This window comes from Natronorubrum halobium (genome assembly GCF_051351675.1).
Lineage (GTDB): Archaea > Halobacteriota > Halobacteria > Halobacteriales > Natrialbaceae > Natronorubrum.
The window spans coordinates 2,957,129-2,979,575 of sequence record NZ_CP195595.1 but is presented as its reverse complement, the minus strand read 5'-3'; the positions used below and the strand labels follow the sequence as shown (position 1 = coordinate 2,979,575).

Genomic DNA, 22,447 nt, shown 5'->3' with positions numbered 1-22,447 from the left:
TCCCGCGGCTGCGATTTCTGTTTCCGTGAAACAGCTGTACACGTGAGCGGCGTACTTGCTGGTGACGTGTTCGCCGTGAATGTGATGAAGATGAGCGTTCTGCTGTCGCTGGCAGCGGTGATTGCCACGTCCTCCCCAGCCGATTCGCTCATTTCATTCGCTCATCCCTCGCACGGCTACGAGCCGCGTCTCACGGTCCGTTCGCCGCGGCTCAGCGTGCGCCACCGCACATGGATCGTCAGTTCCAGTGGTATGTACGTCACCTGCACTGAACGGAACGAAGTTCCTACCAATCGCTCCCAGTGGATTTCAACGGAACCGGAAAACTGCCCGCTAGTCGTACGGATCGAATCGCTCGATGAGCACGAACGGGTCTCGTTCGCGGTTGTAGTAGGAGACGTCGCCGTCGATCGCCTCGATGAGGCGCCTGTGGACCTCGCGTGCGGCCCGGCCCTCGTCGGGCTCTAAGTGGTGACGGCCCCGCATATCGGTCCAGAATCCGCCGTCGAGCCAGAGTAACGTCTCGTCGTTGGACTGGTAGACGACCGCCCCCTTTTCCGTCAGGCCGTCGATCGCGAGCTGGCGGCCGGAGAGCTGGGCCCGTGCGAGTACGGCGACAAGCTGGCGACGAGAGACCGGCGCGTGGAGCGCGACGTCGTCGATGGATTCGCCGAAATATTCCTCGACGAGATCACACGCTCGAGAGAACTCGTCGAATTCGACCTCGTGTTCTTGGGTAATCTTCATTGAACGATCACCGAGCGACCGGTTCGGTATGGGTACTGTTAGCAAAAATGCTATAAAAATCTATCTTTCAATTCGGCGAGTGAGCCGCCCTCGAGTCAGGCCAGCGCGCTCGCGGCCCGAATCAGACGCTCCTCGCCGAAGGCCGGACCGACGAGTTGCAGACCGACGGGCAGGCCGTCGGTTTCGCCGGCCGGCACCGAAATCGCGGGCAGATCGGCGAGGTTCACGGGGACGGTGTTCGCGTCGGCCAGATACATCTGGAGCGGGTCGTCGAGGCTCTCGCCCAGTTCGAACGGCGGGACGGGCATCGTCGGCGACGCGAGCACGTCGGCCGCCGACAGCGCCTCGTCGAAGTCCTGTTTGACCCAGGCCCGTGCGTCCTGGGCCTTCTTGTAGTACTTGTCGTGGTAACCCGCCGAGAGGGCGTACGTGCCGAGCAGGATGCGACGTTTGACCTCGTCGCCGAACCCTTCCTTGCGGGTCCGTGCGAAGGTTTCGTTCCAGTTGCCCTCGGCGTCGCTCGAGTGGCCGTACCGAACGCCGTCGAACCGCGCGAGGTTCGAGGAGGCCTCCGACATCGCGATCACGTAGTAAGCCTCGACGGCGTGTTCGACGGAGGGCAGCGAGACCTCGTGGTACTCCGCGCCGCGGTCCTCGAGGTCGGCGACGGCGTCCCAGAACGTCTCGACGACGCCCTCGTCGGCTCCCTCGAGCAGTTCCGTCGGGATCCCGATCGAGAGGCCGTCGACGTCGCCGGTGGCGGCGTCGGCGTAGGCGGTCTCGTCGCCGTTCGAACGAGTGGTCGCGTCCCGCTGGTCGCTGCCGGCGATTACGTCGAGCAGCGCTGCGGCATCTTCGACGGTCTCGCCGAACGGACCGATCTGCTCGAGACTGTTCCCGTAGGAGACCAGTCCGTACCGCGAGACCAGTCCGTAGGTGGGTTTGATGCCGACGACGCCGCAGAACGCGGCGGGACAGCGAATCGAGCCGCCCGTGTCGGAGCCGAGTGCGACGTCGGCTTCGCCCGCGGCGACGGCGGCGGCCGAACCGCCGGAGGACCCCCCGGGGACGCGCCCGGGTGCGGCGGGATTGTCCACCGGTCCGAAGTGGGACGTCTCGTTGGTCGTCCCCATCCCGAACTCGTCCATGTTCGCCTTCCCGACGATTGTCGCGCCCGCGTCTTTCAGTCGGCTCACGACCGTCGCGTCGTACGGCGGGACGTACTCCGCGAGCATCTTCGACCCGCAGGTCGTCCGAACGCCCTCGGTCGAGATGTTGTCCTTGACGGCGACGGTCGTGCCGGCGAGCGGCCCGTCGTCGTCGCCCTCGATCGTCTCCTCGGTGATGAAGATATCCTCGGCCATGATCAGGAGACGTTGGGCCCTTTGAAGTAGCCGTCCTCGGTTTCCGGCGCGTTCTCGAGTGCCGCCTCGCGGTCGAGGGAGTCGCGTTCCTCGTCCGGCCGCATCACGTTCGTCAGGTCGGCCTCGCGGTCGACCTCGGGCACCTCGTCCAACGTTTCGAAGTACTCGAGGATGTCCGCGAACTGTCGCGTGAACTGGTCGACCTCGTCGTCCGCGAGGTCGACGCGGGCCAGTTCCGCGACGTGGCGGACCTCCTCGGCACTGACGGCGTCGCTCATGGTTGCTCGCACTGGCCAGCGGGGAGTAAGGGTTTCGATACGCGCACGGTGTCGTGATCGTGAATCGGCGCGCACGCCGCCGAGAATCGCCACCCCACGCCGCCAATCGAGTGACGGGAGCGACCGACTCGTTCGACAGTTTCACAGGATAGTTGCTAATTCATCTCACGACACGATCGAAGAATTTAAGCATCGTCAGTTCGTCGATACACGTCACGATAACACGTTTTCCAGCGAGCGTTGTGATCGATTTCCAACACAATGTCAGACACCACCATCCAAACACGGAGCGGTGAGCGACGTCAGCACGAGTCCGAAGAGTCACCAGAACGGTCAGTCGAGCAGGAGGAGTGTCCCGAGTGCGGCGGTCGCCTCGTTTCCGACACCGAACACGCCGAGACGGTTTGCGACGACTGCGGTCTCGTCGTCGACGAGGGCGAGATCGACCGCGGTCCGGAGTGGCGCGCCTTCGACGCCGGCGAGAAAGACGAGAAGTCCCGCGTCGGAGCGCCGACGACGAACATGATGCACGACCAGGGCCTGTCGACCAACATCGGCTGGCAGGACAAGGACGCCTACGGTCGCTCCCTCTCGAGTCGCCAGCGCCAGAAGATGCAGCGGCTACGCACCTGGAACGAGCGCTTTCGCACCCGCGACTCGAAGGAGCGCAATCTCAAGCAGGCTCTCGGCGAGATCGACCGAATGGCCAGCGCGCTCGGCCTTCCCGAGAGCGTTCGCGAGACCGCCAGCGTGATCTACCGCCGCGCGCTCGAGGAGGACCTCCTCCCCGGCCGCTCGATCGAAGGCGTCGCGACGGCCTCGCTGTACGCGTCCGCCCGACAGGCCGGCACGCCGCGCAGCCTCGACGAGATTTCGGCCGTGTCCCGCGTCGAGAAGGACGAAGTGGCACGCACCTACCGCTACGTCGTCCGCGAACTCGGTCTCGAGGTCAAACCCGCCGACCCCGAGCAGTACGTACCGCGCTTCGCGAGCGATCTCGATCTCTCGGACGAGACCGAACGGCGCGCCCGGAGCCTCCTCTCGACGGCGAAGAAGCAGGGTATCCACAGCGGGAAGTCCCCGGTCGGACTCGCCGCCGCATCGGTGTACGCCGCGGCGCTGTTGACCAACGAGAAGGTCACCCAGAACGACGTCAGCGAGGTCGCCAGCATCTCCGAAGTCACCATTCGCAATCGGTACCACGAGTTGCTCGAGGCTGAAGAGGGCGCTCCGGCCTGATCGACCGGTCCGCGTGAGTCGATTACCGGATCTCGTCAACGGCGGGTTGACTCGAGTTATTCCGACACTAACAGTATCGAATCGATTATAGTCTCTTCATAGTGAAGGTCTCCGTTCGCTATGAACCGAGTATGAACTGTGACAACTGTCCGTCGGAGGAGGTTGCCTACACGCTGACGACTCACGTTTCGGATAGTCCTGACGAACGGATCGATCTGCACTTCTGTTCGAGCGAGTGTCTTCGCGTCTGGACGTGACCGGGTCTGTGACTGAACACGACCGAGTCTGCGACTAGCTGCGAGCGGAGTCAGACGAGCGAATTGGAAAAGAGGGGGAGCCGCTGAGACGGCTACTCATACGGTCTGCTGTAAGTCATTTCCGGAGCAACCGCGAGCCGGTCTGCGGTTGCTCCGGTAAATCGTCACAGCAGACCGTATCACAGGTCGTCGTCGTAGACCTCGGGGTTTGGTTCGCCCTGGACGTCGATGACGCCGATCATCCCCTTCTGGGTCACCCGCGAGAGGGCGTGGTCGACGAGTTTGATCGGGCCGGGAACCCGGAGTTCCATCTCGCCCGCGACGACGGTTCCGGGTGCGACGGGCGACGTCTCGACGTTCCTGGCGGGATCGCTCAGGAGGTCGCCGTCGCGGTAGTAGCGGCTCCAGACGTTGCCGATGGGGTGGAGCGCGCTGATGAGGTTCGGCCCGCCGTTAGCGTAGTACACCCGTACCGTCTCACCGACTTCCGCGGCGACCGGACCGTGGCCGTCTTCGGTGATCGCTCCGACTTCGCCATTCAGGAGGACGTAGGTCGGATCCTCGTCGGCGGCCGAGTCGAAGTCGAAGTAGTGATGTCCTTCCTCGCCGGTGTCGCCCGCGGTGTAGAGTTCGTGCTGGCCGAAGTAGAACTCTCGGTCGACCTCGGGGAGTCCGTCTGCCGGTTCGACGAGGATCGCGCCGAACATGCCCAGGCTGATGTGTTGGTCCATCGCGGGGACGGCGCAGTGGTAGACGAAGGCGCCGGCGTACTCCGCTTTGAATCGGAGTCTGGCCGGTTCGTCACCGGGTGCGACCGTCGTCGCGACGGCACCGCCACCGGGGCCGTAGACGGCGTGGAAGTCCACGTTGTGAGCGACCTTGTTGTGGTCGTCCGGTACCTCGAACGTGAGTTCGATGGTGTCTCCCTCGCGGACGCGGATCATCGGTCCCGGAATCCGCCCGTCGTAGGTCATGAAGTCGACCGTGACGCCGGGTGCGACTTCCGCCGTGACCTCGATGGTCTCGAGCGTGATCTCGTGGGTCCGCGGCTCGTCCCAGTCGACCGGAGGTGGAAGGTCGGTCGGATCGGCCGCGATGCGGTCGATGTCGATATCCTTCGCCGCGCGCAGGCCGTCGTCGTCGTCGTCGGGCGTTGCCGCTGGATCCGGACTGTCGTCGGCGAGACAACCGGCGAGTGCTACCGCGCCGGTCGCGCCGAGTGCTTGGAGTACTGTTCGTCGAGTCGGTGTTGCGGTAGCGGTGGTCATTGGTCTTCTCCTCACTATATCGTAGGTTACCCCTCCATACGTCCGTAGTGATGATTCCCATCCCGTAGTAAATAGGCGGATATGTTCGGCTGCAGAAGGTCGTCCGTACTCGACCAGATTGGTGGCTCCGGACCCCTCGAGACGCTGATTCGCTTCCTCGAGAGTTACCGACTCGATCGTGACGTGTCCGGCCCCCGACGGTCGACCGTGGCGTGTCTCTCCCCCAACGGATTTCACGGGCCGCGTTGCCGGCGTACGTATGGCTGCGCTCTCGTCCGAGCGCCTCGAGACGGCTGCAGACCTCCCGTCGTCGCTCGGCGCTGAATCGTCCGTTCGAACCGTCAACGGGATCGAGTTTCACGTCGTCGCGGCCGGCGACGAAACGGACCCGCTGGTCGTCTTGCTTCACGGCTTTCCGGAGTTCTGGTACGGCTGGCGACACCAGATCGAACCCCTCGTCGACGCCGGCTATCGCGTGCTCGTCCCCGACCAGCGCGGCTACAATCTGAGCGAGAAAACGGCGGGCGTGCGTTCGTACCGTACCAGTGAGTGTTCGCGGGACGTCGTCGAGTTGATCGCGAGCGAGGGCCGCGACAGCGCTCGCGTGGTTGGCCACGATTGGGGCGGCGCAGTGGCCTGGGACCTCGCGCTCCGACACCCCGGCGTCGTCGATCGGCTCGCGATCGTCAACGCCCCGCATCCGGTCGTCTACCGTCACCACCTGCTCTCGAATCCGGAGCAACTGCGTCGGAGCTCGTATGCGTTCTGCTACCAGCTACCGTGGCTCCCCGAACTCGCCTTCCGCGCCGGGCACTTCGCCCTGCTCGAGCGAGCGCTCCGAGAGATGGCCGCACCGGGCACCTTCACGGATCACGATCTCGAGCAGTATCGCCGCGCCTGGCGGCAGGACGGGGCGCTCACGGCGATGCTCAACTGGTACCGAGCGGCCGCGCGGTACCCCCCCACCGTGCCTCGAGAGCGGGTCGACGTCCCGACGCTGATCGTCTGGGGGACCGACGACGTCGCGCTGACGACCGAACTGGCGATCGACTCCGACCAGTACTGCGAACGCAGTCGGCTCGAGTTACTGCCGGAGACGAGCCACTGGGTCCAACACGAACGACCGGAGCGGCTGACGGACCTGTTGCTCGAGGCGTTCGAGGAGGAGTTCTGAACGGCGCTGCTGGGGTCACTCCCGCCAGATGACGGTCACGACCTCGTCGTCGCCGGACTGCGTCCGGCTGCTCGAGGCGTCGTCAGACGCCTCGCTGCCCCCGACGGTCTCGTATGTGTAGCCGCGCGCCTCGAGTTTCGGATAGAGGAACTGCGGGGCCCGGTCGTTGCGCTGGACGAGGACGGTCTCGTCGGAACGATCTGCGAGCGTTTCGAGGGTCTTCGCGAGCGGTTCGGGCGGGCCAAGCGAGCGCACGTCGAGGACCTCTCGCGGTCGGTCGCTGGGCGCATCGGTCCGCTCGACGACGGTATCGGAGGTCTGCATACGCGGTGATTCGCGGCGATGCTACCTCGATTTCGTCCCGTACGTGTTCGGTCGCACAGAAAAAGTGGAGCAGCAGGGGGGTGGGTGGTGCGTCGTGTCGGCCCGGTTTCGTCAGTTCAGGCGGTCACCTTCGGGAACCGGGCGACGAACTCCTCGGGGGCGACGCGTTCGACCTCGTAGCCGTCGGCGTCGAACGCGTCGACCTCGGCCTGGAACTCGTAGAACAACGGTTTGGGCTCGTGATCGTTGACGATCGTCAGCGTCTCGCCGGGCTCCAAGTCGTCGAACGCGTCGTGGATGGTCGGGTGGCGGTTCACCGGTGGGATCTCGCGGACGTCGAGTCGTGTCATGCAACTGAATCTGGGGAGCACGGTCGCAAGGATATTCGCCCGAATGTGTTCGCCTTCCGAGTCGCAGAGCGGGTGGACCGCTCGTGTGCGGGCCAGCCTAGGCGCGTTCAATGCGGATGTGCCAGACGTCGGCGCGCCGTTCGCTCTCGTGGGTGAATCCGCGGGCTTCGAGGACCTCGTACAGCGGCTTCGGTTCGAACGGGGCAATCAGGCGCAGTCGCTCGTCCGCCGCGAGCGCCTCGAGTGCAGCCACGATGTCGTCGAACGGCGGGCCGTCGATCTCGCGGACGTCGAGCGTCGTCTCGGTGGCAGTCGATTCGGATGCCATGATTCGACGATCGGTGCGAACGAGGGTGGGCGTTCGGGCGAACGTGTTCGAACCGCCGGTATTCCCACGGGTTGGGAACGGTCGCGAATATATTCGACGGCACGGGTATATAGTGTCGAACGGAACACGTTCGTATGGCTCAGGCGACACTCACAATCACGATGCCCGAACAGGTCTGGATTCAACAGCTCTCGACGGCGTATCCGGCGGCGAGCTTTCGGGTGCTGGCGGCGGTTCCCGGCTCCGAGACCGGATTCGCCCTCGTCCGAATCGCCGGCCCGGAGGTCGCCGACGTCGTCGAGGACATGCGCGACCACCCCCAGATCACCGAACTCTCGCTCGCCCAGTGGAGCGAGAACGAGGTGACAGTTCACTTCGAGACGACTGCCCCGCTGTTGCTGTTTTCCTCCCGAGACTCGGGAATGCCGATCGAACTCCCCGTCGAGATCGTCGACGGCGAGGCGACGGTCGAGGTGACCGGTTCGCGGAATCGGCTCGCCGAACTCGCCGAACAACTCGAGCACTTCGGCCTTCAGTACCGAATCGAACACGTCCGCGAGCGGCTCCACGAGAGCCAGTTGCTCTCGGACCGACAGCTCGAGGTCGTCGTCGCCGCCGTGAAAGAAGGCTACTACGACACGCCCCGGCGGAGTTCGTTGACGGAACTCGCGGAGCATCTCGACATCGCGAAGTCGACCTGCAGCGAGACGCTTCACCGGGCCGAGGAAGCGATCATCAAGCGGTTCGTCGAGGATCTGCCGAGCGTCGATACCGAAGAGACGGTCGAGGACCCGCTCACGAGCAGTTGATCAGTCGGCCGCCGTGCCAACACGAGGAGAGCCGTCGTGTCCGCCTGTGCTTTCGGGGAGGTATCCTGTGCCCCGTCGAATCTGACGACGTCGCGTTCTCGGACGTCGTATTCGTCGTCGCCGAGCGTGACCGTGAGGTGCCCCTCGAGGACGTGCAAGACGATTGCTCGGTCGGGATGTCGGTGCGCCGGAATCCGCTCACCGTCGGCGAGCGCGAGTCGAATCGTCTGCGGTTCGCCGTCGAACAGGTGTGCGTGCGGGGTCACATCGAGTTCGTCGAGACGGCGTCGTTCCGTCGGCGTCGGGGGCAGATCGGGATCGGCCATACGCAACCGTCCGTTCCACTCGGGTGTCGGTCTTGAGCCGAATTTGTTCGGTCAGTGTCGCCTCGAGATCCGTTCGAGGGGGCCGGTTGCGGACGCGAGTTTAGATGTTGATTCGGTATTGACATGTGGTTCACATCGGGCCCTCGAGAAACTACTCGGGAGTTTCCATCGCCTTCGCGATCCCGATCGCTCTCCCGTGTTCATCGTTACTATTACCCATATGCCAGCCAGTACAGGTGATGACTATTACGTAGCCCTAAATAACATCGAACATATTCGCGTCGATTCTCACGCGGTGGAAATCGACTCTACACTTCAACGTTATCTAGTTGTGAGTGCGGTACAGAGGATCCACAGATGACCGTATTCAATTGCGTGTCGGCGTGTAATTACTTCGCATCGAGCGGATTCTCGTCCAGAGGTGTTCGATCGGAATGAGCACGGACGACGAATCTTTCCACCCGCTCGGTCAAGAGTGGGAGACTGAACTAGAGGGGATGCTCGACGATACCGAGTACGATAGCGATCTCGGTATGCAAATGGCCCAGGACGCGATGCGCGTCACCAAGGGCGAACTCTCGGAAGCCGAATTCCACGAGAAGTATCACGACGACGTGATGGAGGAGTTCGGCGTCGACGACCGTCCGACCGAAGCCGCCTACGAGAAGGCCCAGGAGGAGTCGAAGGGCACGATGGGGCGGATGCTTTCGGCCTTCGACGGCGACGGCGACGAGAGTCGCCGCGACGTCATGAAGAAGATGGGCGTCGGTGCAGCCGCCGTCGGACTCGGTGCGTGGGGCACCGTCGACGACGGACAACCCAGCCTCGCAGACGACGAGATCACTGACGCGCAGCCGAACAGCGACGTCCAGTGGGGGATGGCTATCGACCTCGAGCGCTGTGACGGTTGTCTCTCCTGTATGGAGGCCTGTGCCGAGGAGAACAACCTCGACCAGGGTGTCAACTGGATGTACGTCCTCGAGTACGAGGAACCCAGAGGGGGCACGCCGGAGAACAGCCGCAACCGGCTCGTCCGACCGTGCCAGCACTGTACCGACGCACCCTGTGAGAAGGTCTGTCCGACGACGGCCCGTCACACTCGCAAGTCCGACGGCCTCGTGCTGACCGACTACGACGTCTGTATCGGCTGCCGATACTGTCAGGTCGCCTGTCCGTACGGCGTCAACTACTTCCAGTGGGACGAACCGGACATCTCCACGGATCAGATCGCAGCACAGGCCGAGGAGATGGGTTCGGACGGCGACCACATGGTCGACGAACGCGACCGCTGGGTCGACAGCCGGTCGCCGCGCGGCACGATGAGCAAGTGTACGATGTGCCCGACCCGACAGGACGGCGAGATGGGCGACGACAGGGTCGGATCGACGGCCTGTGAGGAGGCCTGTCCGCCGGACGCCATCAACTTCGGGAACATGCAGGACGAGACCAGCGATCCGCAGACCTACGCGGCGAACCCGAGCCGAGCCCGCACGCTCGCCCAACTGTCCGTCGGCGAGGACTTCCTCGGCTCCCTCGAGGAGGACCTCGACGGCGAGGACGACGACCTCGGATCCGTCCTCGACGCGACCGATCTGGACGAGGATACGCTCGGACTGCTGCTCGCTATCCAAATCACTGCCGAGAACGAGATGGCCGCCGGCGACGGCGACATCGCCTCGTACGAAACGGACGTCCAGAACGTGCTCCAAGCACTTTCGGACCACGGCCTCGACCTCGAGAGCGAGGAAGTGCTCACGGAACTCGACCTCGCCGAAGCACCCGACGAAGAGAACGGTGCAGAAGAGGGCGGTGAGGAAGAGAACGGTGAGGAAGAGAACGGCACAGAAGAGGGCGGCGACGAAGAGAACAGTTCAGAAGACGACTCGGAAGAAGCGGAAACCAGCTCGTCCGTTCAGGAAGACGAGGACGAAGACGAATCCGACGAAGAGGAAGCAGAGGACGAGTTCGACGGCCCGGACGTAGAGGCCGCACAGAACCTCCTCGAGGCGTTCGCAGGCGTTCCGTCGTCGAGCTTCCGACTGCTCGAGGACATGGGAACCAACCCGAACGTCGTCTACCTCGGCAACGAGCCCGGACCGAACGCCGAGCAGCGTGATGAGCCGACCGGGACGGGAATCGCCTACGAGAACATCTCCTACGAACGCGCGGACGGAGAGCGCGTCAATCTCGTCGACAACCGCAAGGACGTGCTCGACGACCAGACCGTCGGTGACGCAGGGGTGTCGCTATGAGCACCAAGACGCCATCCGAGGCGGACATCCTCCGCCCGGTCAACAACGTCTCGAAGAAGTACCTCATCCTGTTCGGGATCTGTGCGCTGGCCTTCGGGTCCTTCCTCGTCGCCTGGATGTACCAGCTGTCCGAGGGAATGGCCGTCACCGGACTCTCCGACTGGGGGACCGGTGGCGGTGCGACCTGGGGACTGTACATCGGCGCGTTCATCTGGTGGGTCGGGATCGCTCACGGCGGAATCATCCTCTCCGCCGCGGTCCGACTGCTCGGCATGGATCGATACATGCCGGTCGCCCGCCTCGCCGAACTGCTGACGATCGCCGGCCTCTCCGCGGCCGGCTTCTACATTCTGGTCCACATGGGCCGTCCGGACCGGATGGTCACGAGCGTGCTGGGCCACTACCACATCACGGTGAACAACTCGCCGCTGGTGTGGGACGTGACCGTCATCACGGCCTACTTCGTGCTGACGGCGACCTACCTCGCACTGACGCTTCGGTACGACATCACGCGTCTCCGTGACGATCTGCCGGGCTACCTCTCGCCGGTCTACAACGTCCTGACCCTCGGCTACACCGAGGAGGAAGACGAGATCGTCGAGCGGATGGTCTGGTGGCTCGCACTCGCGATCATCATCATGGCACCGCTCCTGCTTCACGGCGGTGTGATTCCGTGGCTGTTCGCGGTGCTTCCCGGTATGCCGGCCTGGTTCAGCGCCGTTCAGGGACCACAGTTCCTGACGATCGCGCTTACCTCGGCGATCAGCGGCGTGATCATCGCCGCCTACGCGTTCCGTCGCGCCTACGACTGGGACCACATCATGACCGACGACGTCTTCCGCGGGCTGCTCCTGTGGCTCGGGTTCTTCTGTCTCCTGTTCCTCTGGCTCCAGCTCCAGCAGAACGTCGTCGGACTGTTCGCCGCACCGGTCAGCACGGGCACCGCACAGGGAGCGACGATCGAACACCCACTGTACCTCCTCTCGATGGGGTTGGTCTTCGGGACGCTCGCGTACATTTTCGCCCAGACGATTCGCCCGTCGCTGTTCACGAAGATGCGCGCGATCGCCGCCTCGTTGGCGGTGCTCACCGGGACGCTGATCGAGAAGATACTGTTCGTCGTCGAAGGCTTCATGCACCCCGAGTTCGAGATCTACGCGGCCACGCCCGGCGAGTACTTCCCGAGCGCGATCGAGTGGCTCTCGCTCGTCGGCACGGTCGGTATGGTGACGATGATCTTCCTCATCGTCTCGAAGGTCGTTCCGATCGTCGAGCTCCACGCGGTCGAACACCTTCGCGGTGACCACGCACACGAACACGAAGAGTCAGGTGAAACCGCGACCGAACCCGAGGTGAAAGCATGAGTACCATCGCAGCACTCGCAGAACCGCTCTACCACGGCTACACCGGCACCGACGGCCTCACCGGGTTCCCCAATATCGGGACGTACCTGATCTTCGCGGTCATTCTGGTTCCGGTCTACATCATGGTCGTCTCGTGGTTCGCCGGCACACCCCGCGACACGAAGACCGGGATGCTCGGCGTCTCCTATCTCGTCGGGATCACGGCCCAGATGTGGATCGGCATGTTCATCCTGACCGTGATCATCGGCTTCGTGTTCTACGGCGGTCTGCCGGAGCCGCTCGGCTCCCCCGGCCCAACTGGTGACGTACCGATCTTCGGGTTCCTGTTCTAATCCGATCGGTCGAACCGGGGCCTCCGTCACTCGGAACGATTCTCGATATTTTTTGCACTCGAGTTTGCCGTCAGCACTGACCACCGACAGCCGCGTCCTCACGAACGCATACGTCGTTCTCGGGCGGATTCTCGATGACCGTTCGACGGTGGCCACGGGCCGCTGTCATGATACCCATGCACAGTCAGGGGAAACCACGACCCGGGTAGGTAGCAAACCATGCCTATGACACTCATTGACGTCCTGTCGATGGTCCTCTATCACGGGTTCGAGGGGACCGAGGGATGGACCGGGTTTCCGAACGAGGGAACCTACATCATCTTCGGCGTCGTCTTGCTCCCGGTCTACGTCATGCTCATCGCGTGGTTCGCCGGCACGCCCCGGGACACGAAGACGGGACTCCTCGGCGTCACCTATCTCGTCGGCATCGCGACCAGCATGTGGGTCTCGATGCTCGTCATAACGGTCCTGATCGGCATCATCTTCTACGGACAGGCACCCAGTATCTCCTGACGGTCGTTCCCGTCTTCGGCTGACTCGCTACACGTGTCCGGCCATCCCCTCGTTCGCACACGGAACCATCACACGTATCCCGTTCGGCGACCTTATCCTCGGGTAACGCACACGACGCACTATGAGTATCACAGAACACGAACTCCAGATCAAACTCGAGGGGATCGAAGACCCGGATATCGGCGAGGATATCGTCTCGCTCGGCCTGGTAAACGACGTTCAGATCGAGGACGAAACCGCCCGGATCGACCTCGCGTTGAACGCCCCGTACGCGCCCTCCGAAATGGAACTGGGCAACCGAATTCGCGAGGTCTGCGACGAGGCCGGCCTCGAGACGGACCTGCGTGCCCACGTCGGCGAAGAACACGGATTCGACGACGAGGTGCTGCCGCGGGTTCGCAACGTCATCGCCGTCGCCTCCGGGAAGGGTGGGGTCGGGAAGACGACGGTCGCCGCGAACATCGCGTCGGGTCTCGAGAAGCGCGGGGCGATGGTCGGACTGCTCGACGCCGACATTCACGGCCCGAACATCCCGCAAATCCTGCCGGTCGAGAGCGAACCCGGCGTGACGCCGAGTGAGGACATCGTCCCGCCCCGCTCGGACGGCGTCCGGGTCATCAGCATGGGGATGATGACGGAGGAGGAGGACGATCCGGCGATCCTCCGCGGCCCGATGGTCAACAAGTTCATGCTGAAGTTCCTGGAGGGCGTCGAGTGGGGTCGACTGGACTACCTCATCGTCGACCTGCCGCCGGGGACGGGTGACGCGACGCTGAACCTGCTCCAGTCGATGCCGGTCACCGGTGCGGTCGTCGTCACGACGCCCCAGGAGATGGCGCTCGACGACACGCGAAAGGGGATTCAGATGTTCAACAAACACGACACGCCGGTGCTCGGCGTCGTCGAGAACATGAGTTCGTTCGTCTGTCCGTCCTGTGGCGACCAGCACGGCCTGTTCGGGACCGAAGGGGCGCAGTCGATCGTCGACAAGTACGACGTCCCGCTGCTCGGACAGATCCCGATCCACCCCGACTTCGGTGCGGAGGGCAGCGAGGGAGCGATCGTCAAGGACGACGAGAGCGAGGTCCAGGAGACCGTCGAGGACCTCGTCGCGGAGGTCTCCGACCGCATCGGCGAGACCAACCGCCGCACGGTCGCCGACAACGTCGAGGGCGGGCCGGAGAACCAGCTCCCGACCGAACTCGAGGACTAGCGGCTCCGTTTTCCGCTCGTCTCGAGTGACGGTTGCTCGAGCGCCGCCGAATTATTTCGACGGTTGCTCTCAGGTTCCCTCTTCGACTTCCCACTCGAGCGTTATCGTGACCTCCTCTCGCGGACCGCCGAGCATCGGTGATCGCTCCTGGACTTCGATGCCGTACTCGAGTTCCGGCGCCGGCGAGAGCGTTAGCATCTTATTCCCGACGCGCAGTTCGGCGGGCCCATCGCTTCGCAGTTCTCGAGCGACTTCCTGTACCAGATCCGCTGCCTGCTCTCGTGACACGTCCTGTTCGTCGTTGGTCTTCTCTCCCATGAGCAACCGTCCACCGAACGATCATAAATAGATTGGCTGGGAATCGGCAGGCAGGGCTACGGTTACGGTGGTTCGGGGACCGAGGTATCAACACTCGAGACGAAACGGACGGACGAGACGGACGACCCCTGACGGAGACGACTCTCGGTCGGAGCGACGCTCCTCCCTGATTCGAATCGTCAGGCCGGCTCGAGTTCGTACCGTTCAGTCCATACGCCGAGATACCAGAAGACGGGAGCGAGGTCTCTCGCCTTCTCCGTGGCGTCGTACTCGACTCGAGGTGGAATTTCGTTGTACGCTTTCCGCGTTAGTAACCCGACCGCGGTAAGCTCTTCGAGCCGATTCGAGAGCGTATTCGGCGCGATATCGACCGCCTCTTCTAGATCGCTGAATCGCAACGGTCCGTCACCCGTTGCAAACTGATGTAGAATCACGATAGTGTGTTTCTTTCCCAGCAGGTTGAGAAGCGCGGACATGGTTTGATTATCCGCCTCGGCTCGGTCAGAACCGGGCGGTCTCGCCGTCTCGTTGGACTGAATCGTCTCGATGAATTCTTCGGCGTGCGGGGGTTCGACCATACCGTTACTATTTGCTCTGAAGTCGTATAACTTGTTCCTTCGAAGCCCCTAAGTAGCCTAGCGACAGGTGAGTTGCTCCATAACTCCTAACTTGATAGTATATTACTTCAGTAGATGTACTTATGGGCATGGCATCCACGAACGCCATGACCAAATCGGAAACGAGCAGATCCGTCGGTAGGAAGCAACTGGTGAAATACGGTCTAATCGCGTTGATCGCTGTGATCGTCGTGAACGTGCTCGTCCTGTTTATCGGGCTAGCGACGATCGAATTCCCGGCCGAATTCGTCGGGGGACCGTTCGGACCGCTCGCGGTTGGGCCAGTCGTCGTCAATTCAGCCGTCGCTGCCATCGGGGCTACCCTCGCGTACGGCGTGATCACCCGATACTCGGCGCGACCGAATCGGACGTTCACCGCTATCGCAGGGGTGATACTGGTGCTTTCATTTGCGATGTTCCTCACACCCGACCTGTCCGGCGCTCCGCCAAGGGTCTTCGCCATACTCGCGGTGATGCACGTGACCGCCGCAGTCACCATCGTCGGTGTCTTGACCCGGGCGATGAACCGGGAGGCCAGATTCCGATGAACTCTCTCGGTCGACCAGGTCAATCACCGGGGGAGGTGCGGCCGCATGGACTCGGCGCACGCGTCGTTGAGTGTACGGCGATCGAACCGGCAGAAGTTCAGGCCACGCAGCGTCCGGAGGGGTGACCGAGATCGTGACGGTACTCATCGGAACACAAGATGGTGTGTACCGCTCGCAAAGCGGTGACCTCGAAGACGTCGAACGGGTACTCGACTCGAGCGTGACGCTCAGCGTCCGTTCGTTTGAGAATCGCGGCTCGTTCGTAGCGTCAAAAACCGGCCTGTATCGCTCGGCAGACGAGGGGAAGTCGTGGGAGCGACTCGGCGTTCCTCGGACCGAGGTGTACGCGATTGCGGTCAGTCCCGACGGCAATCGTCTGTACGCGGGAACACATCCGGCCCACCTGTACGTCTCGACTGACGACGGGAAGACGTGGCTTGAATTGGAGGGATTTCAGGACCTTCCCTCACGTGGCCGATGGCACACCCCTCGTCACCGGGGGCGGTCACACGTCCGAAGCCTCGGCGTACACCCGGATAGACCGAATCGGCTCGTCGCTGGCGTCGAAGTCGGCGGCGTTCACGTCAGCGACGATTACGGTGAGACGTGGGCCGAAAGACGGCATGGACTTCAAGCCGTACGACAGGACGACCTTCAATACGACGTTCACCACGTACTGGTCGAAACCGCCGATGAGTACGTCGTCTCGTGTGGCGGCGGTCTCTATCGAACTCGCGATACCGGACACTCGTGGACTCGCCTCGACGTCGACCCGGACAGATCGTACTTTCAGGAAGCGCTTTCCTACCGGGGTACGTTGTACGCGGCAGCCCAAACGCTTCCCCCAACCCTCCCGATGGGGACTCGCTACAGGAAGCGAGACGTGAACGCATCACTGTTCGAATCGATGGACGGTGGAGACTCGTTCGAGAGCAAATCATATCCCGGTTCGCCGGACGAGTTCGTTTACGCGTGGGCGGCGGTCGACGGGCGCGTACTCGCTGGTACGACGGAAGGTCGGGTGATCGTCCGAGAGAACGATAACTGGACCACGCTCGGGCACGTTCCCGGGTGGATTCGGTCGATTTCGGGCGGATAATCCGACTAACGCTACTCGATGGATGTTCGCGGACGAATAATAGTTTGTCTTCTCTGACGGAGACGAACCGCGAGACGAGACAGCAGTCGGTGGAATCGGCGAGTCGGGAGCCAGAGAATCAGGAGTCCGGCGGCGGCGCCGGATCGTCCTCGAGCAGCGACCGGACGTACTTCGTCACGTGATCGTCGATCCGGCGTTTGTAGCCGGCCTGTCGGGCGAGTCGGTCGAGTTCGCGAGCGACGAGGCTGCCGTACTGGACGGCCTTCTTCTCGCGGGAGGCGACCTCCTCGGGGAGGTACTCCGCGGCGACGCGACGGAGCGCGCGTTTGCGTTCGGTCTCGTCGGCCAGCAGGTCGTCCGGCAGTCGAAGCGCGGCGTCGACGACGGCGTCGTGCAGGAGGGGAGCGATCGGCTCGAGTCCCGTCGCGTCGATCGCGTGGACGTCTCGCGGAAGCTGCTCGGACAGCGTGTGGATCTGTTCGCGCACGGCTTCGCGGGTCGTCTCGGCCTCGACGCGGTGGTCGAGACGGACGACCTTCTCGTAGCCGCCGAACAGTTCGTCCGCGCCCTGTCCGACCGCCAGCGCGTCGAAGCCGTCGGCGGCGACGCGCTCGCCCACGAGGTAGAGCGGCAGGGCGATCTGGACGTCCATCGCGTTCGTGCGGCCGGTCGCCTCGGCGACGCGGGGAACAGCACGCTCGAGATCCGCCGGCTCGAGGTCGACGACGGTTAGCTCCCGGCCCATCGCGTCGGCGGCCGTCCGCGCGGCCTCGATGTCGTGGCTGTCCGGGAAGCCGACGACGTACAGCGGCGCGTCGAGCAGTTCGGCGACGAGGGCCGAGTCGACGCCGCCGGAGAAGGCGACGGCGACGTCGCGGTCCGTGTCGAGCGCGTCGTCGGCCGCGGTCTCGACCGCCGCGGCGAGTCGCTCGAGTGCGGCGTCCGGGTCGTCCGCCGGGACCGAATCGGGGAGCGTCCAGCGGCGTTCGGGTTCGGCGTTGGGATCCGTCGGGTCGAGTGCGGTGCCGGCCGGGAGGAGTTTCGGTTCCTCGAGGGCCGACGGTTCGAACGCCCACTCGGCGGCCGTCTCGCTCGTCGAAGAGCGATCGGTCTCGGACTCGCTGTAAACGGGCACGCGGCCGAGGACGTCGCGAACCAGCGTGCCGTCGAGTTCACCGGCGAAGCCGGTCGTTCCCGGCAGCGGGTCGCCGCTCTCGAGGGCACCGCGGACGGTTTCGGGGTCGGCACCGCGGAGCGTCACTGGAAGAGCCCCAGGACGCCGTTTCTGACGCGCCGGGTGACGCCGCCGGCGGCCTGCCGGAAGCTGATGTGCCACGGCGTTCGTTTGCCTTCAACGGTGGTCCGGCCCTCGCGGATCGCCTCGAGAATCGCGTCGACGGAGCGGTCGTCGGCCTCGACGCGGGTGACCGCCTGGCCGACCATCTCGCTGATGTGGGCGTCGCTGCCGGCCGTCATCGGCAGGTCGTGGGACTTGGCGAACCGTTCGGCCTGCCGATTCGCGCGGCCGGTGAGCAGCCGGGAGTTGTAGACTTCGACCGCGTCACCCTCGGCGAGCTGGTCGCGCGAGATGCGCGCCATCACGCCGTGGCGTGACTCCTGAAAGGGGTGGGGGATCACCGCGAGTCCGTCCTGATCCCAGATCGCCTCGAGCGTCGACTCGTAGGAGAGCCCGGGCGGGACGGCTTCCTCGAGACCGAAGCCGAGGATGTGACCGGCCTTGCTCGAGATTTCCATCGCGGGGATGCCGACCAGTCCGTACTCGGAAGCGCGTTCGGCGGCCGCGAGGCTCGCGTCGATCTCATCGTGGTCGGTGACGGCGATCGCGTCCAGACCGACGGCTTCGGCCTGTTCGAGGATCAACTCGACCGAGTCTCGGCCGTCGTAGGAGAGCGCGGAGTGAGCGTGGAGTTCAACCGACAGCACGGGTATACCTCGACGGTTCGTGTGGACCGATCAAAAACAACTCGGTACGTGATAGCTGTGCGAGAACGGAATGTCACAAGATCACACGGAGAACGTCGATGGTTCCGAGGCCCTACTCGTCCGTATCGAGTTCGACCATCTCGAGCGACCGATCGAGGTGACAGACCTCGTGCGGCGGATCGCCGAGGATGTCGCGAATGCGGTACTCCTCGTCGAACTCGACGGCGTCGGGTTCGCAGTACTCGTGGCTCGGACACTCGACGTAGGGACAGGGGCCGGAGAGACTCGCCTTGCTGCCGGCGAACGCCCCCTTCGACGGGATGTTCGCGCGCACGGAGACGGGTTCGACCTCGACGGCGCGGACGCCGCCGTCGTGCATGGCGCACTCGAGGGTCTGGGCGTTCTCCCGGACGGACGTGATCCGGTACTTGGTATCGGGCTGGAGGTTGAGACACTGACTGCGGTAGGGACAGCCGGCACAGGCGTCTGCCTCGCCGTGGTAGACGAACTCGGTTCCCGGGTCGGCCAGCCGGGTTCCGACGAGCGTAACGGTCGACATAGCGGTCCCTAATTCACGACGGCGGTTAAGACTCACGTGTCGATTCGCTAACGATCCGTTCGCCAGCCTCCCGCTCATCCCATCGGTGGTTATTCTCCCTCGCAGTGTCCGTACTACGCCGTTTCCGGCGTGGAATCGTCGTCCCCGGTCGCGCCGGTCAGTTCGTCCAGTCGATCGAAGTACCTCTCGCGGGGCACCTGGTAGAGCCCTCGGTAGTCGATCTCGCCCGCGTCGAACTCTCCGGCGAGTTCGAGCGCGCGCTCGAGTGCGATCTCGCGCGTCTCGAATCGTTCGTTCTCGCCGGAGACGTCCGGCTCGAGGTAGAGGGTGACGTACCAGTCGTCGCCCGGACGGCTAGTCGGGTTGGTGCCGGGGCGGCGGGTGCGTTTGCCGTGGGTCAGGTACAGCGTGGGAAGACAGGGCGGCGGAAAGTCGTCGGCGTTGAAGACGTCCGGTCGATACGCGAGCACGAGGCGGCCGTCGTCGCCCTGATTCCAGACGGTCCACGCGTCGGGGAGCGACGAAAGCGATGGTTCGGGATCCGCGTCGGTCTCCGAGTTCGTCATGTGCGGTGGTAGGTCGGTCGGTCCTAAAGCCTCGTCGTCGATCGGGGGACCAAACCGTGGCCCGTGCTCACGCGTCGAGCGCGCACGAGCGAGGCCGGCCGCTGCAGGCCGGAAACTTATCCCGTAGATCGGCCAAATTGCGGTGTGGTATCGTGGGGCAATATATAATACACGCTGTTGGTGTGCGGAATAATATTCCGATAAATACCTTTTGGGGCTAAAGCTAAGTACCTGGATTACTCACTCATTAAATACTATCGGTATCCGTTCGCCGGACCGATCCACTCTGCGCCCGTCCCCGGCGCGCCGTTGCCCGAGCCCCTGACTGGGTCGTCGCGCAACGTGAGTGGTGATCGATCACACATGGCACGACAGACCGCCGCCCACTGCAGTTCGGTTCGCTTTGCGAGCGAGTTACTCGCGGAGTTCGCCGGCCGCCGTGACGATGTGTGGTCGACGGTGACACGGCTCGACGGATACCGACGGTTCGGCCGCGACGAGAGTGGTGGTCGAACGACGTCCGCTCTGACCACTCCGTGTGATCACGGACGATGCAGACGGGGGAGATCGCAACTGGCAATGATACCATGACCGGTGACATCGAGACACTCGAGACGCTCAGCACGGATTACAAGGAATCGATGCCCGCAGACCTGCGGGAGACCAAGTCCTTCGACTGGTACTTACAGGAGTGCTACGAGGATCCGAAGATTACCCGCAACGCCCACCAGCGCGTCGCGGACATGTTCGACTACTACGGAACGGCCTACGACGAGACCGAAGGGGTCGTCGAGTACCTCCTCGCGAGCGAGGATCCGCTGAACGACGGCGAGAACACCTTCTACGGACGGGTGATCCACCAGTCGATCCACGAGTTCGTGAACAAGGTGAAGTCGGGTGCCCGTCGGCTCGGCCCCGAACGGCGTATCAAACTCCTGCTCGGTCCCGTCGGCTCCGGGAAGTCCCACTTCGACAAGCAGGTCCGCAAGTACTTCGAGGACTACACGCTCCGCGAGGACGGGCGGATGTACACCTTCCGCTGGACGAACCTCTGTGACGTCATCAAGGATCAGGATCCCGCCGACGACACCGTCCGGTCGCCGATGAACCAGGATCCGCTCGTGCTCCTCCCGCTCGAGCAGCGCGAGCGCGTGCTCGACGACCTGAACGAGCGCCTCGATGCGCCGTACACGATCCAGAACGAGCAGGCCTTAGACCCCGAGAGCGAATTCTACATGGACCGGCTGCTGGCCTACTACGACGACGACCTCCAGCAGGTCCTCGAGAATCACGTCGAGATCATCCGGTTCGTGGCCGACGAGAACAAACGCCAGGGTCTCGAGACGTTCGAACCCAAGGACAAGAAGAACCAGGACGAGACGGAACTGACGGGCGACGTCAACTACTCGAAGATCGCCATCTACGGCGAGAGCGACCCGCGCGCGTTCGACTACTCGGGGGCGTTCTGTAACGCGAACCGCGGGATCTTCTCCGGCGAGGAGCTGCTCAAACTCCAGCGCGAGTTCCTCTACGACTTCCTCCACGCCACCCAGGAGCAGACGATCAAGCCGAAGAACAACCCGCGGATCGACATCGATCAGGTGATCGTCGGCCGGACGAACATGCCCGAGTACAAGGACAAGAAGGGCGACGAGAAGATGGAGGCGTTCAACGACCGCACCAAGCGGATCGACTTCCCGTACGTCCTCTCATACGAGGACGAGGCCAGCATCTACGAGAAGATGCTGACCAACGCCGACGTCCCCGACATCAACGTCGAGCCGCACACGCTCGAGATGGCGGGCCTCTTCGGCGTCCTCACGCGGGTCGAAGAGCCCGACACCGAGACCGTCGATCTGCTCTCGAAGGCGAAAGCCTACAACGGCGAGATCGACGAGGGCGACGACATCGACATCAAGAAGCTTCGCGAAGAGGCCGAACAGAAGGCCGAGATCGGCGAGGGCATGATCGGCGTCTCGCCCCGGTTCATCGGCGACGAGATCGCCGAGGCGATCATGGACTCCAAACACCGCAGCCGCGGCTTCCTCTCGCCGCTGACGGTGTTCAACTTCTTCGAGGAGAACTTAGAGCACCACGGCTCCATCCCCGAGGAGAACTTCGAGAAGTACTACCGCTACCTCGAGACGGTGCGAGAGGAGTACAAGGAACGGGCCATCGAGGACGTCCGTCACGCGCTGGCCTACGACATCGACGAGATCCAGCGCCAGGGCGAGAAGTACATGGACCACGTGATGGCCTACATCGACGACGACACCATCGAGGACGAGTTGACCGGCCGCGAGCAGGAACCCGACGAGACGTTCCTCCGGAGCGTCGAGGAGAAACTCGACATCCCCGAGGACCGTAAGGAGGACTTCCGCCAGGAGGTCTCGAACTGGGTTTCCCGACGCGCTCGCGAGGGTGAAGCGTTCAACCCGCAGGACAACGAGCGCCTGCGCCGCGCCTTAGAGCGCAAACTCTGGGAGGACAAGAAGCACAACATCAACTTCTCCGCGCTGGTGAGCGCCAACGAGTTCGACGACGACGAGCGCTCCTCGTGGATCGACGCGCTGATGGAACAGGGCTACTCCGAAGGCGGCGCCAAGGAAGTGCTCGAGTTCGCCGGTGCGGAGGTTGCAAAGGCCGAGATGGATTAAT

General features: G+C 63.6%; 26 protein-coding genes. 12 read left to right on the top strand and 14 right to left on the bottom strand.

What is annotated here, in order from left to right; translation table 11 throughout:
* Positions 1–333: 333 nt before the first annotated feature.
* The 3 genes from ACSFC7_RS14710 to gatC form a co-directional block, all read right to left on the bottom strand.
* A complete protein-coding gene (locus ACSFC7_RS14710) occupies positions 334–747 on the bottom strand; it encodes a hypothetical protein (RefSeq protein ID WP_436343576.1) in 414 nt (137 codons plus the stop codon).
* Positions 748–842: 95 nt separating this feature from the next.
* Complete coding sequence (gene gatA / locus ACSFC7_RS14705; protein ID WP_436343575.1) at positions 843–2,111, bottom strand: Asp-tRNA(Asn)/Glu-tRNA(Gln) amidotransferase subunit GatA; 1,269 nt, start codon at positions 2,109–2,111, stop codon at positions 843–845.
* 2 nt (positions 2,112–2,113) lie between these two features.
* Positions 2,114–2,389, bottom strand: a complete 276-nt coding sequence (gatC, locus tag ACSFC7_RS14700) for an Asp-tRNA(Asn)/Glu-tRNA(Gln) amidotransferase subunit GatC (RefSeq protein WP_436343574.1) — start codon at positions 2,387–2,389, stop codon at positions 2,114–2,116.
* 261 nt (positions 2,390–2,650) lie between these two features.
* Here gatC and ACSFC7_RS14695 point away from each other — a divergent pair, with 261 nt between their 5' ends.
* Together ACSFC7_RS14695 and ACSFC7_RS14690 are read left to right on the top strand one after the other, a co-directional pair.
* A complete protein-coding gene (locus ACSFC7_RS14695; protein ID WP_436343573.1) occupies positions 2,651–3,628 on the top strand; it encodes a transcription initiation factor IIB in 978 nt (325 codons plus the stop codon).
* Positions 3,629–3,759: 131 nt separating this feature from the next.
* Positions 3,760–3,885, top strand: coding sequence for a hypothetical protein (locus ACSFC7_RS14690; protein ID WP_436343572.1), 126 nt, complete (start codon positions 3,760–3,762; stop codon positions 3,883–3,885).
* 179 nt (positions 3,886–4,064) lie between these two features.
* Here ACSFC7_RS14690 and nirK read toward each other — a convergent pair whose 3' ends face one another.
* On the bottom strand, positions 4,065–5,153 hold the full coding sequence (gene nirK / locus ACSFC7_RS14685; protein ID WP_436343571.1) for a copper-containing nitrite reductase: 1,089 nt from the start codon (positions 5,151–5,153) through the stop codon (positions 4,065–4,067).
* Positions 5,154–5,412: 259 nt separating this feature from the next.
* Here nirK and ACSFC7_RS14680 point away from each other — a divergent pair, with 259 nt between their 5' ends.
* The gene (locus ACSFC7_RS14680) at positions 5,413–6,327 is read left to right on the top strand and encodes an alpha/beta fold hydrolase (RefSeq protein WP_436343570.1); all 915 of its coding nucleotides are present in this window, start codon (positions 5,413–5,415) and stop codon (positions 6,325–6,327) included.
* Positions 6,328–6,342: 15 nt separating this feature from the next.
* On the opposite strand, the gene ACSFC7_RS14675 is transcribed toward ACSFC7_RS14680, so the two are convergent.
* The 3 genes from ACSFC7_RS14675 to ACSFC7_RS14665 form a co-directional block, all read right to left on the bottom strand.
* Positions 6,343–6,651, bottom strand: coding sequence for a DUF2249 domain-containing protein (locus tag ACSFC7_RS14675; protein WP_436343569.1), 309 nt, complete (start codon positions 6,649–6,651; stop codon positions 6,343–6,345).
* A gap of 116 nt (positions 6,652–6,767) precedes the next feature.
* Positions 6,768–7,001: a DUF2249 domain-containing protein gene (locus ACSFC7_RS14670; protein WP_436343568.1), complete on the bottom strand. Its 234-nt coding sequence runs from the start codon at positions 6,999–7,001 to the stop codon at positions 6,768–6,770.
* A 97-nt stretch (positions 7,002–7,098) separates the two neighbouring features.
* Positions 7,099–7,329, bottom strand: coding sequence for a DUF2249 domain-containing protein (locus tag ACSFC7_RS14665; RefSeq protein ID WP_436343567.1), 231 nt, complete (start codon positions 7,327–7,329; stop codon positions 7,099–7,101).
* 134 nt (positions 7,330–7,463) lie between these two features.
* Here ACSFC7_RS14665 and ACSFC7_RS14660 point away from each other — a divergent pair, with 134 nt between their 5' ends.
* Complete coding sequence (locus tag ACSFC7_RS14660; protein ID WP_436343566.1) at positions 7,464–8,138, top strand: helix-turn-helix domain-containing protein; 675 nt, start codon at positions 7,464–7,466, stop codon at positions 8,136–8,138.
* Here the strand turns inward: ACSFC7_RS14660 and ACSFC7_RS14655 are convergent.
* Entirely contained in the window at positions 8,042–8,464 is a 423-nt protein-coding gene (locus ACSFC7_RS14655) for a cupin domain-containing protein (RefSeq protein ID WP_436343565.1), read from the bottom strand. The genes ACSFC7_RS14660 and ACSFC7_RS14655 overlap by 97 nt on opposite strands.
* 434 nt (positions 8,465–8,898) lie before the next feature.
* On the opposite strand from ACSFC7_RS14655, the gene ACSFC7_RS14650 reads away from it, so the two are divergent.
* The 5 genes from ACSFC7_RS14650 (at position 8,899) to ACSFC7_RS14630 (ending at position 14,138) form a co-directional block, all read left to right on the top strand.
* Positions 8,899–10,716 (top strand): 4Fe-4S ferredoxin N-terminal domain-containing protein, encoded by a 1,818-nt coding sequence (locus ACSFC7_RS14650; protein ID WP_436343564.1) that lies wholly within the window; start codon positions 8,899–8,901, stop codon positions 10,714–10,716.
* Positions 10,713–12,080: an NrfD/PsrC family molybdoenzyme membrane anchor subunit gene (gene nrfD, locus ACSFC7_RS14645; protein WP_436343563.1), complete on the top strand. Its 1,368-nt coding sequence runs from the start codon at positions 10,713–10,715 to the stop codon at positions 12,078–12,080. The genes ACSFC7_RS14650 and nrfD overlap by 4 nt, the downstream gene beginning before the upstream one ends.
* Entirely contained in the window at positions 12,077–12,412 is a 336-nt protein-coding gene (locus ACSFC7_RS14640; protein WP_436343562.1) for a hypothetical protein, read from the top strand. The genes nrfD and ACSFC7_RS14640 overlap by 4 nt, the downstream gene beginning before the upstream one ends.
* Before the next feature lie 225 nt (positions 12,413–12,637).
* On the top strand, positions 12,638–12,925 hold the full coding sequence (locus ACSFC7_RS14635; RefSeq protein ID WP_436343561.1) for a hypothetical protein: 288 nt from the start codon (positions 12,638–12,640) through the stop codon (positions 12,923–12,925).
* Between the two features lie 121 nt (positions 12,926–13,046).
* Positions 13,047–14,138, top strand: coding sequence for a P-loop NTPase (locus tag ACSFC7_RS14630; RefSeq protein WP_436343560.1), 1,092 nt, complete (start codon positions 13,047–13,049; stop codon positions 14,136–14,138).
* A gap of 69 nt (positions 14,139–14,207) precedes the next feature.
* Here ACSFC7_RS14630 and ACSFC7_RS14625 read toward each other — a convergent pair whose 3' ends face one another.
* Positions 14,208–14,456 carry an amphi-Trp domain-containing protein gene (locus ACSFC7_RS14625; RefSeq protein WP_436343559.1) on the bottom strand — a complete coding sequence of 83 codons (249 nt, stop codon included), beginning with the start codon at positions 14,454–14,456 and terminating at the stop codon, positions 14,208–14,210.
* Between the two features lie 179 nt (positions 14,457–14,635).
* A complete protein-coding gene (locus ACSFC7_RS14620) occupies positions 14,636–15,034 on the bottom strand; it encodes a winged helix-turn-helix transcriptional regulator (protein ID WP_436343558.1) in 399 nt (132 codons plus the stop codon).
* A gap of 128 nt (positions 15,035–15,162) precedes the next feature.
* Between ACSFC7_RS14620 and ACSFC7_RS14615 the strand changes: the two genes are divergently transcribed.
* Together ACSFC7_RS14615 and ACSFC7_RS14610 are read left to right on the top strand one after the other, a co-directional pair.
* On the top strand, positions 15,163–15,621 hold the full coding sequence (locus ACSFC7_RS14615; RefSeq protein WP_436343557.1) for a DUF6069 family protein: 459 nt from the start codon (positions 15,163–15,165) through the stop codon (positions 15,619–15,621).
* Between the two features lie 133 nt (positions 15,622–15,754).
* A complete protein-coding gene (locus ACSFC7_RS14610; protein ID WP_436343556.1) occupies positions 15,755–16,720 on the top strand; it encodes a glycosyl hydrolase in 966 nt (321 codons plus the stop codon).
* Positions 16,721–16,838: 118 nt separating this feature from the next.
* On the opposite strand, the gene ACSFC7_RS14605 is transcribed toward ACSFC7_RS14610, so the two are convergent.
* The 4 genes from ACSFC7_RS14605 to ACSFC7_RS14590 all read right to left on the bottom strand — a co-directional run bounded on the left by ACSFC7_RS14605 (position 16,839) and on the right by ACSFC7_RS14590 (position 19,789).
* Complete coding sequence (locus ACSFC7_RS14605; RefSeq protein WP_436343555.1) at positions 16,839–17,981, bottom strand: asparagine synthase C-terminal domain-containing protein; 1,143 nt, start codon at positions 17,979–17,981, stop codon at positions 16,839–16,841.
* A complete protein-coding gene (locus tag ACSFC7_RS14600) occupies positions 17,978–18,664 on the bottom strand; it encodes a PHP domain-containing protein (protein ID WP_436343554.1) in 687 nt (228 codons plus the stop codon). The genes ACSFC7_RS14605 and ACSFC7_RS14600 overlap by 4 nt, the downstream gene beginning before the upstream one ends.
* Positions 18,665–18,776: 112 nt before the next feature.
* Positions 18,777–19,223, bottom strand: coding sequence for a UPF0179 family protein (locus tag ACSFC7_RS14595; protein ID WP_090306548.1), 447 nt, complete (start codon positions 19,221–19,223; stop codon positions 18,777–18,779).
* A 113-nt stretch (positions 19,224–19,336) separates the two neighbouring features.
* Positions 19,337–19,789: a DUF5820 family protein gene (locus ACSFC7_RS14590; RefSeq protein ID WP_436343553.1), complete on the bottom strand. Its 453-nt coding sequence runs from the start codon at positions 19,787–19,789 to the stop codon at positions 19,337–19,339.
* A 587-nt stretch (positions 19,790–20,376) separates the two neighbouring features.
* On the opposite strand from ACSFC7_RS14590, the gene ACSFC7_RS14585 reads away from it, so the two are divergent.
* Complete coding sequence (locus ACSFC7_RS14585; protein WP_436343552.1) at positions 20,377–22,446, top strand: PrkA family serine protein kinase; 2,070 nt, start codon at positions 20,377–20,379, stop codon at positions 22,444–22,446.
* Position 22,447 lies beyond the last annotated feature (1 nt).

Bases quoted from the DNA above. Each gene is read 5' to 3' on its own strand.
- ACSFC7_RS14620 (WP_436343558.1), bottom strand. From the start codon at position 15,034: ATGGTCGAACCCCCGCACGCCGAAGAATTCATCGAGACGATTCAGTCC.
- ACSFC7_RS14710 (WP_436343576.1), bottom strand. From the start codon at position 747: ATGAAGATTACCCAAGAACACGAGGTCGAATTCGACGAGTTCTCTCGA.
- ACSFC7_RS14590 (WP_436343553.1), bottom strand. From the start codon at position 19,789: ATGACGAACTCGGAGACCGACGCGGATCCCGAACCATCGCTTTCGTCG.
- gatA (WP_436343575.1), bottom strand. From the start codon at position 2,111: ATGGCCGAGGATATCTTCATCACCGAGGAGACGATCGAGGGCGACGAC.
- nirK (WP_436343571.1), bottom strand. From the start codon at position 5,153: ATGACCACCGCTACCGCAACACCGACTCGACGAACAGTACTCCAAGCA.
- ACSFC7_RS14660 (WP_436343566.1), top strand. From the start codon at position 7,464: ATGGCTCAGGCGACACTCACAATCACGATGCCCGAACAGGTCTGGATT.
- ACSFC7_RS14615 (WP_436343557.1), top strand. From the start codon at position 15,163: ATGGCATCCACGAACGCCATGACCAAATCGGAAACGAGCAGATCCGTC.
- ACSFC7_RS14655 (WP_436343565.1), bottom strand. From the start codon at position 8,464: ATGGCCGATCCCGATCTGCCCCCGACGCCGACGGAACGACGCCGTCTC.
- nrfD (WP_436343563.1), top strand. From the start codon at position 10,713: ATGAGCACCAAGACGCCATCCGAGGCGGACATCCTCCGCCCGGTCAAC.
- gatC (WP_436343574.1), bottom strand. From the start codon at position 2,389: ATGAGCGACGCCGTCAGTGCCGAGGAGGTCCGCCACGTCGCGGAACTG.
- ACSFC7_RS14690 (WP_436343572.1), top strand. From the start codon at position 3,760: ATGAACTGTGACAACTGTCCGTCGGAGGAGGTTGCCTACACGCTGACG.
- ACSFC7_RS14670 (WP_436343568.1), bottom strand. From the start codon at position 7,001: ATGACACGACTCGACGTCCGCGAGATCCCACCGGTGAACCGCCACCCG.
- ACSFC7_RS14630 (WP_436343560.1), top strand. From the start codon at position 13,047: ATGAGTATCACAGAACACGAACTCCAGATCAAACTCGAGGGGATCGAA.
- ACSFC7_RS14675 (WP_436343569.1), bottom strand. From the start codon at position 6,651: ATGCAGACCTCCGATACCGTCGTCGAGCGGACCGATGCGCCCAGCGAC.
- ACSFC7_RS14695 (WP_436343573.1), top strand. From the start codon at position 2,651: ATGTCAGACACCACCATCCAAACACGGAGCGGTGAGCGACGTCAGCAC.
- ACSFC7_RS14665 (WP_436343567.1), bottom strand. From the start codon at position 7,329: ATGGCATCCGAATCGACTGCCACCGAGACGACGCTCGACGTCCGCGAG.
- ACSFC7_RS14585 (WP_436343552.1), top strand. From the start codon at position 20,377: ATGACCGGTGACATCGAGACACTCGAGACGCTCAGCACGGATTACAAG.
- ACSFC7_RS14635 (WP_436343561.1), top strand. From the start codon at position 12,638: ATGACACTCATTGACGTCCTGTCGATGGTCCTCTATCACGGGTTCGAG.
- ACSFC7_RS14625 (WP_436343559.1), bottom strand. From the start codon at position 14,456: ATGGGAGAGAAGACCAACGACGAACAGGACGTGTCACGAGAGCAGGCA.
- ACSFC7_RS14680 (WP_436343570.1), top strand. From the start codon at position 5,413: ATGGCTGCGCTCTCGTCCGAGCGCCTCGAGACGGCTGCAGACCTCCCG.
- ACSFC7_RS14595 (WP_090306548.1), bottom strand. From the start codon at position 19,223: ATGTCGACCGTTACGCTCGTCGGAACCCGGCTGGCCGACCCGGGAACC.
- ACSFC7_RS14640 (WP_436343562.1), top strand. From the start codon at position 12,077: ATGAGTACCATCGCAGCACTCGCAGAACCGCTCTACCACGGCTACACC.
- ACSFC7_RS14650 (WP_436343564.1), top strand. From the start codon at position 8,899: ATGAGCACGGACGACGAATCTTTCCACCCGCTCGGTCAAGAGTGGGAG.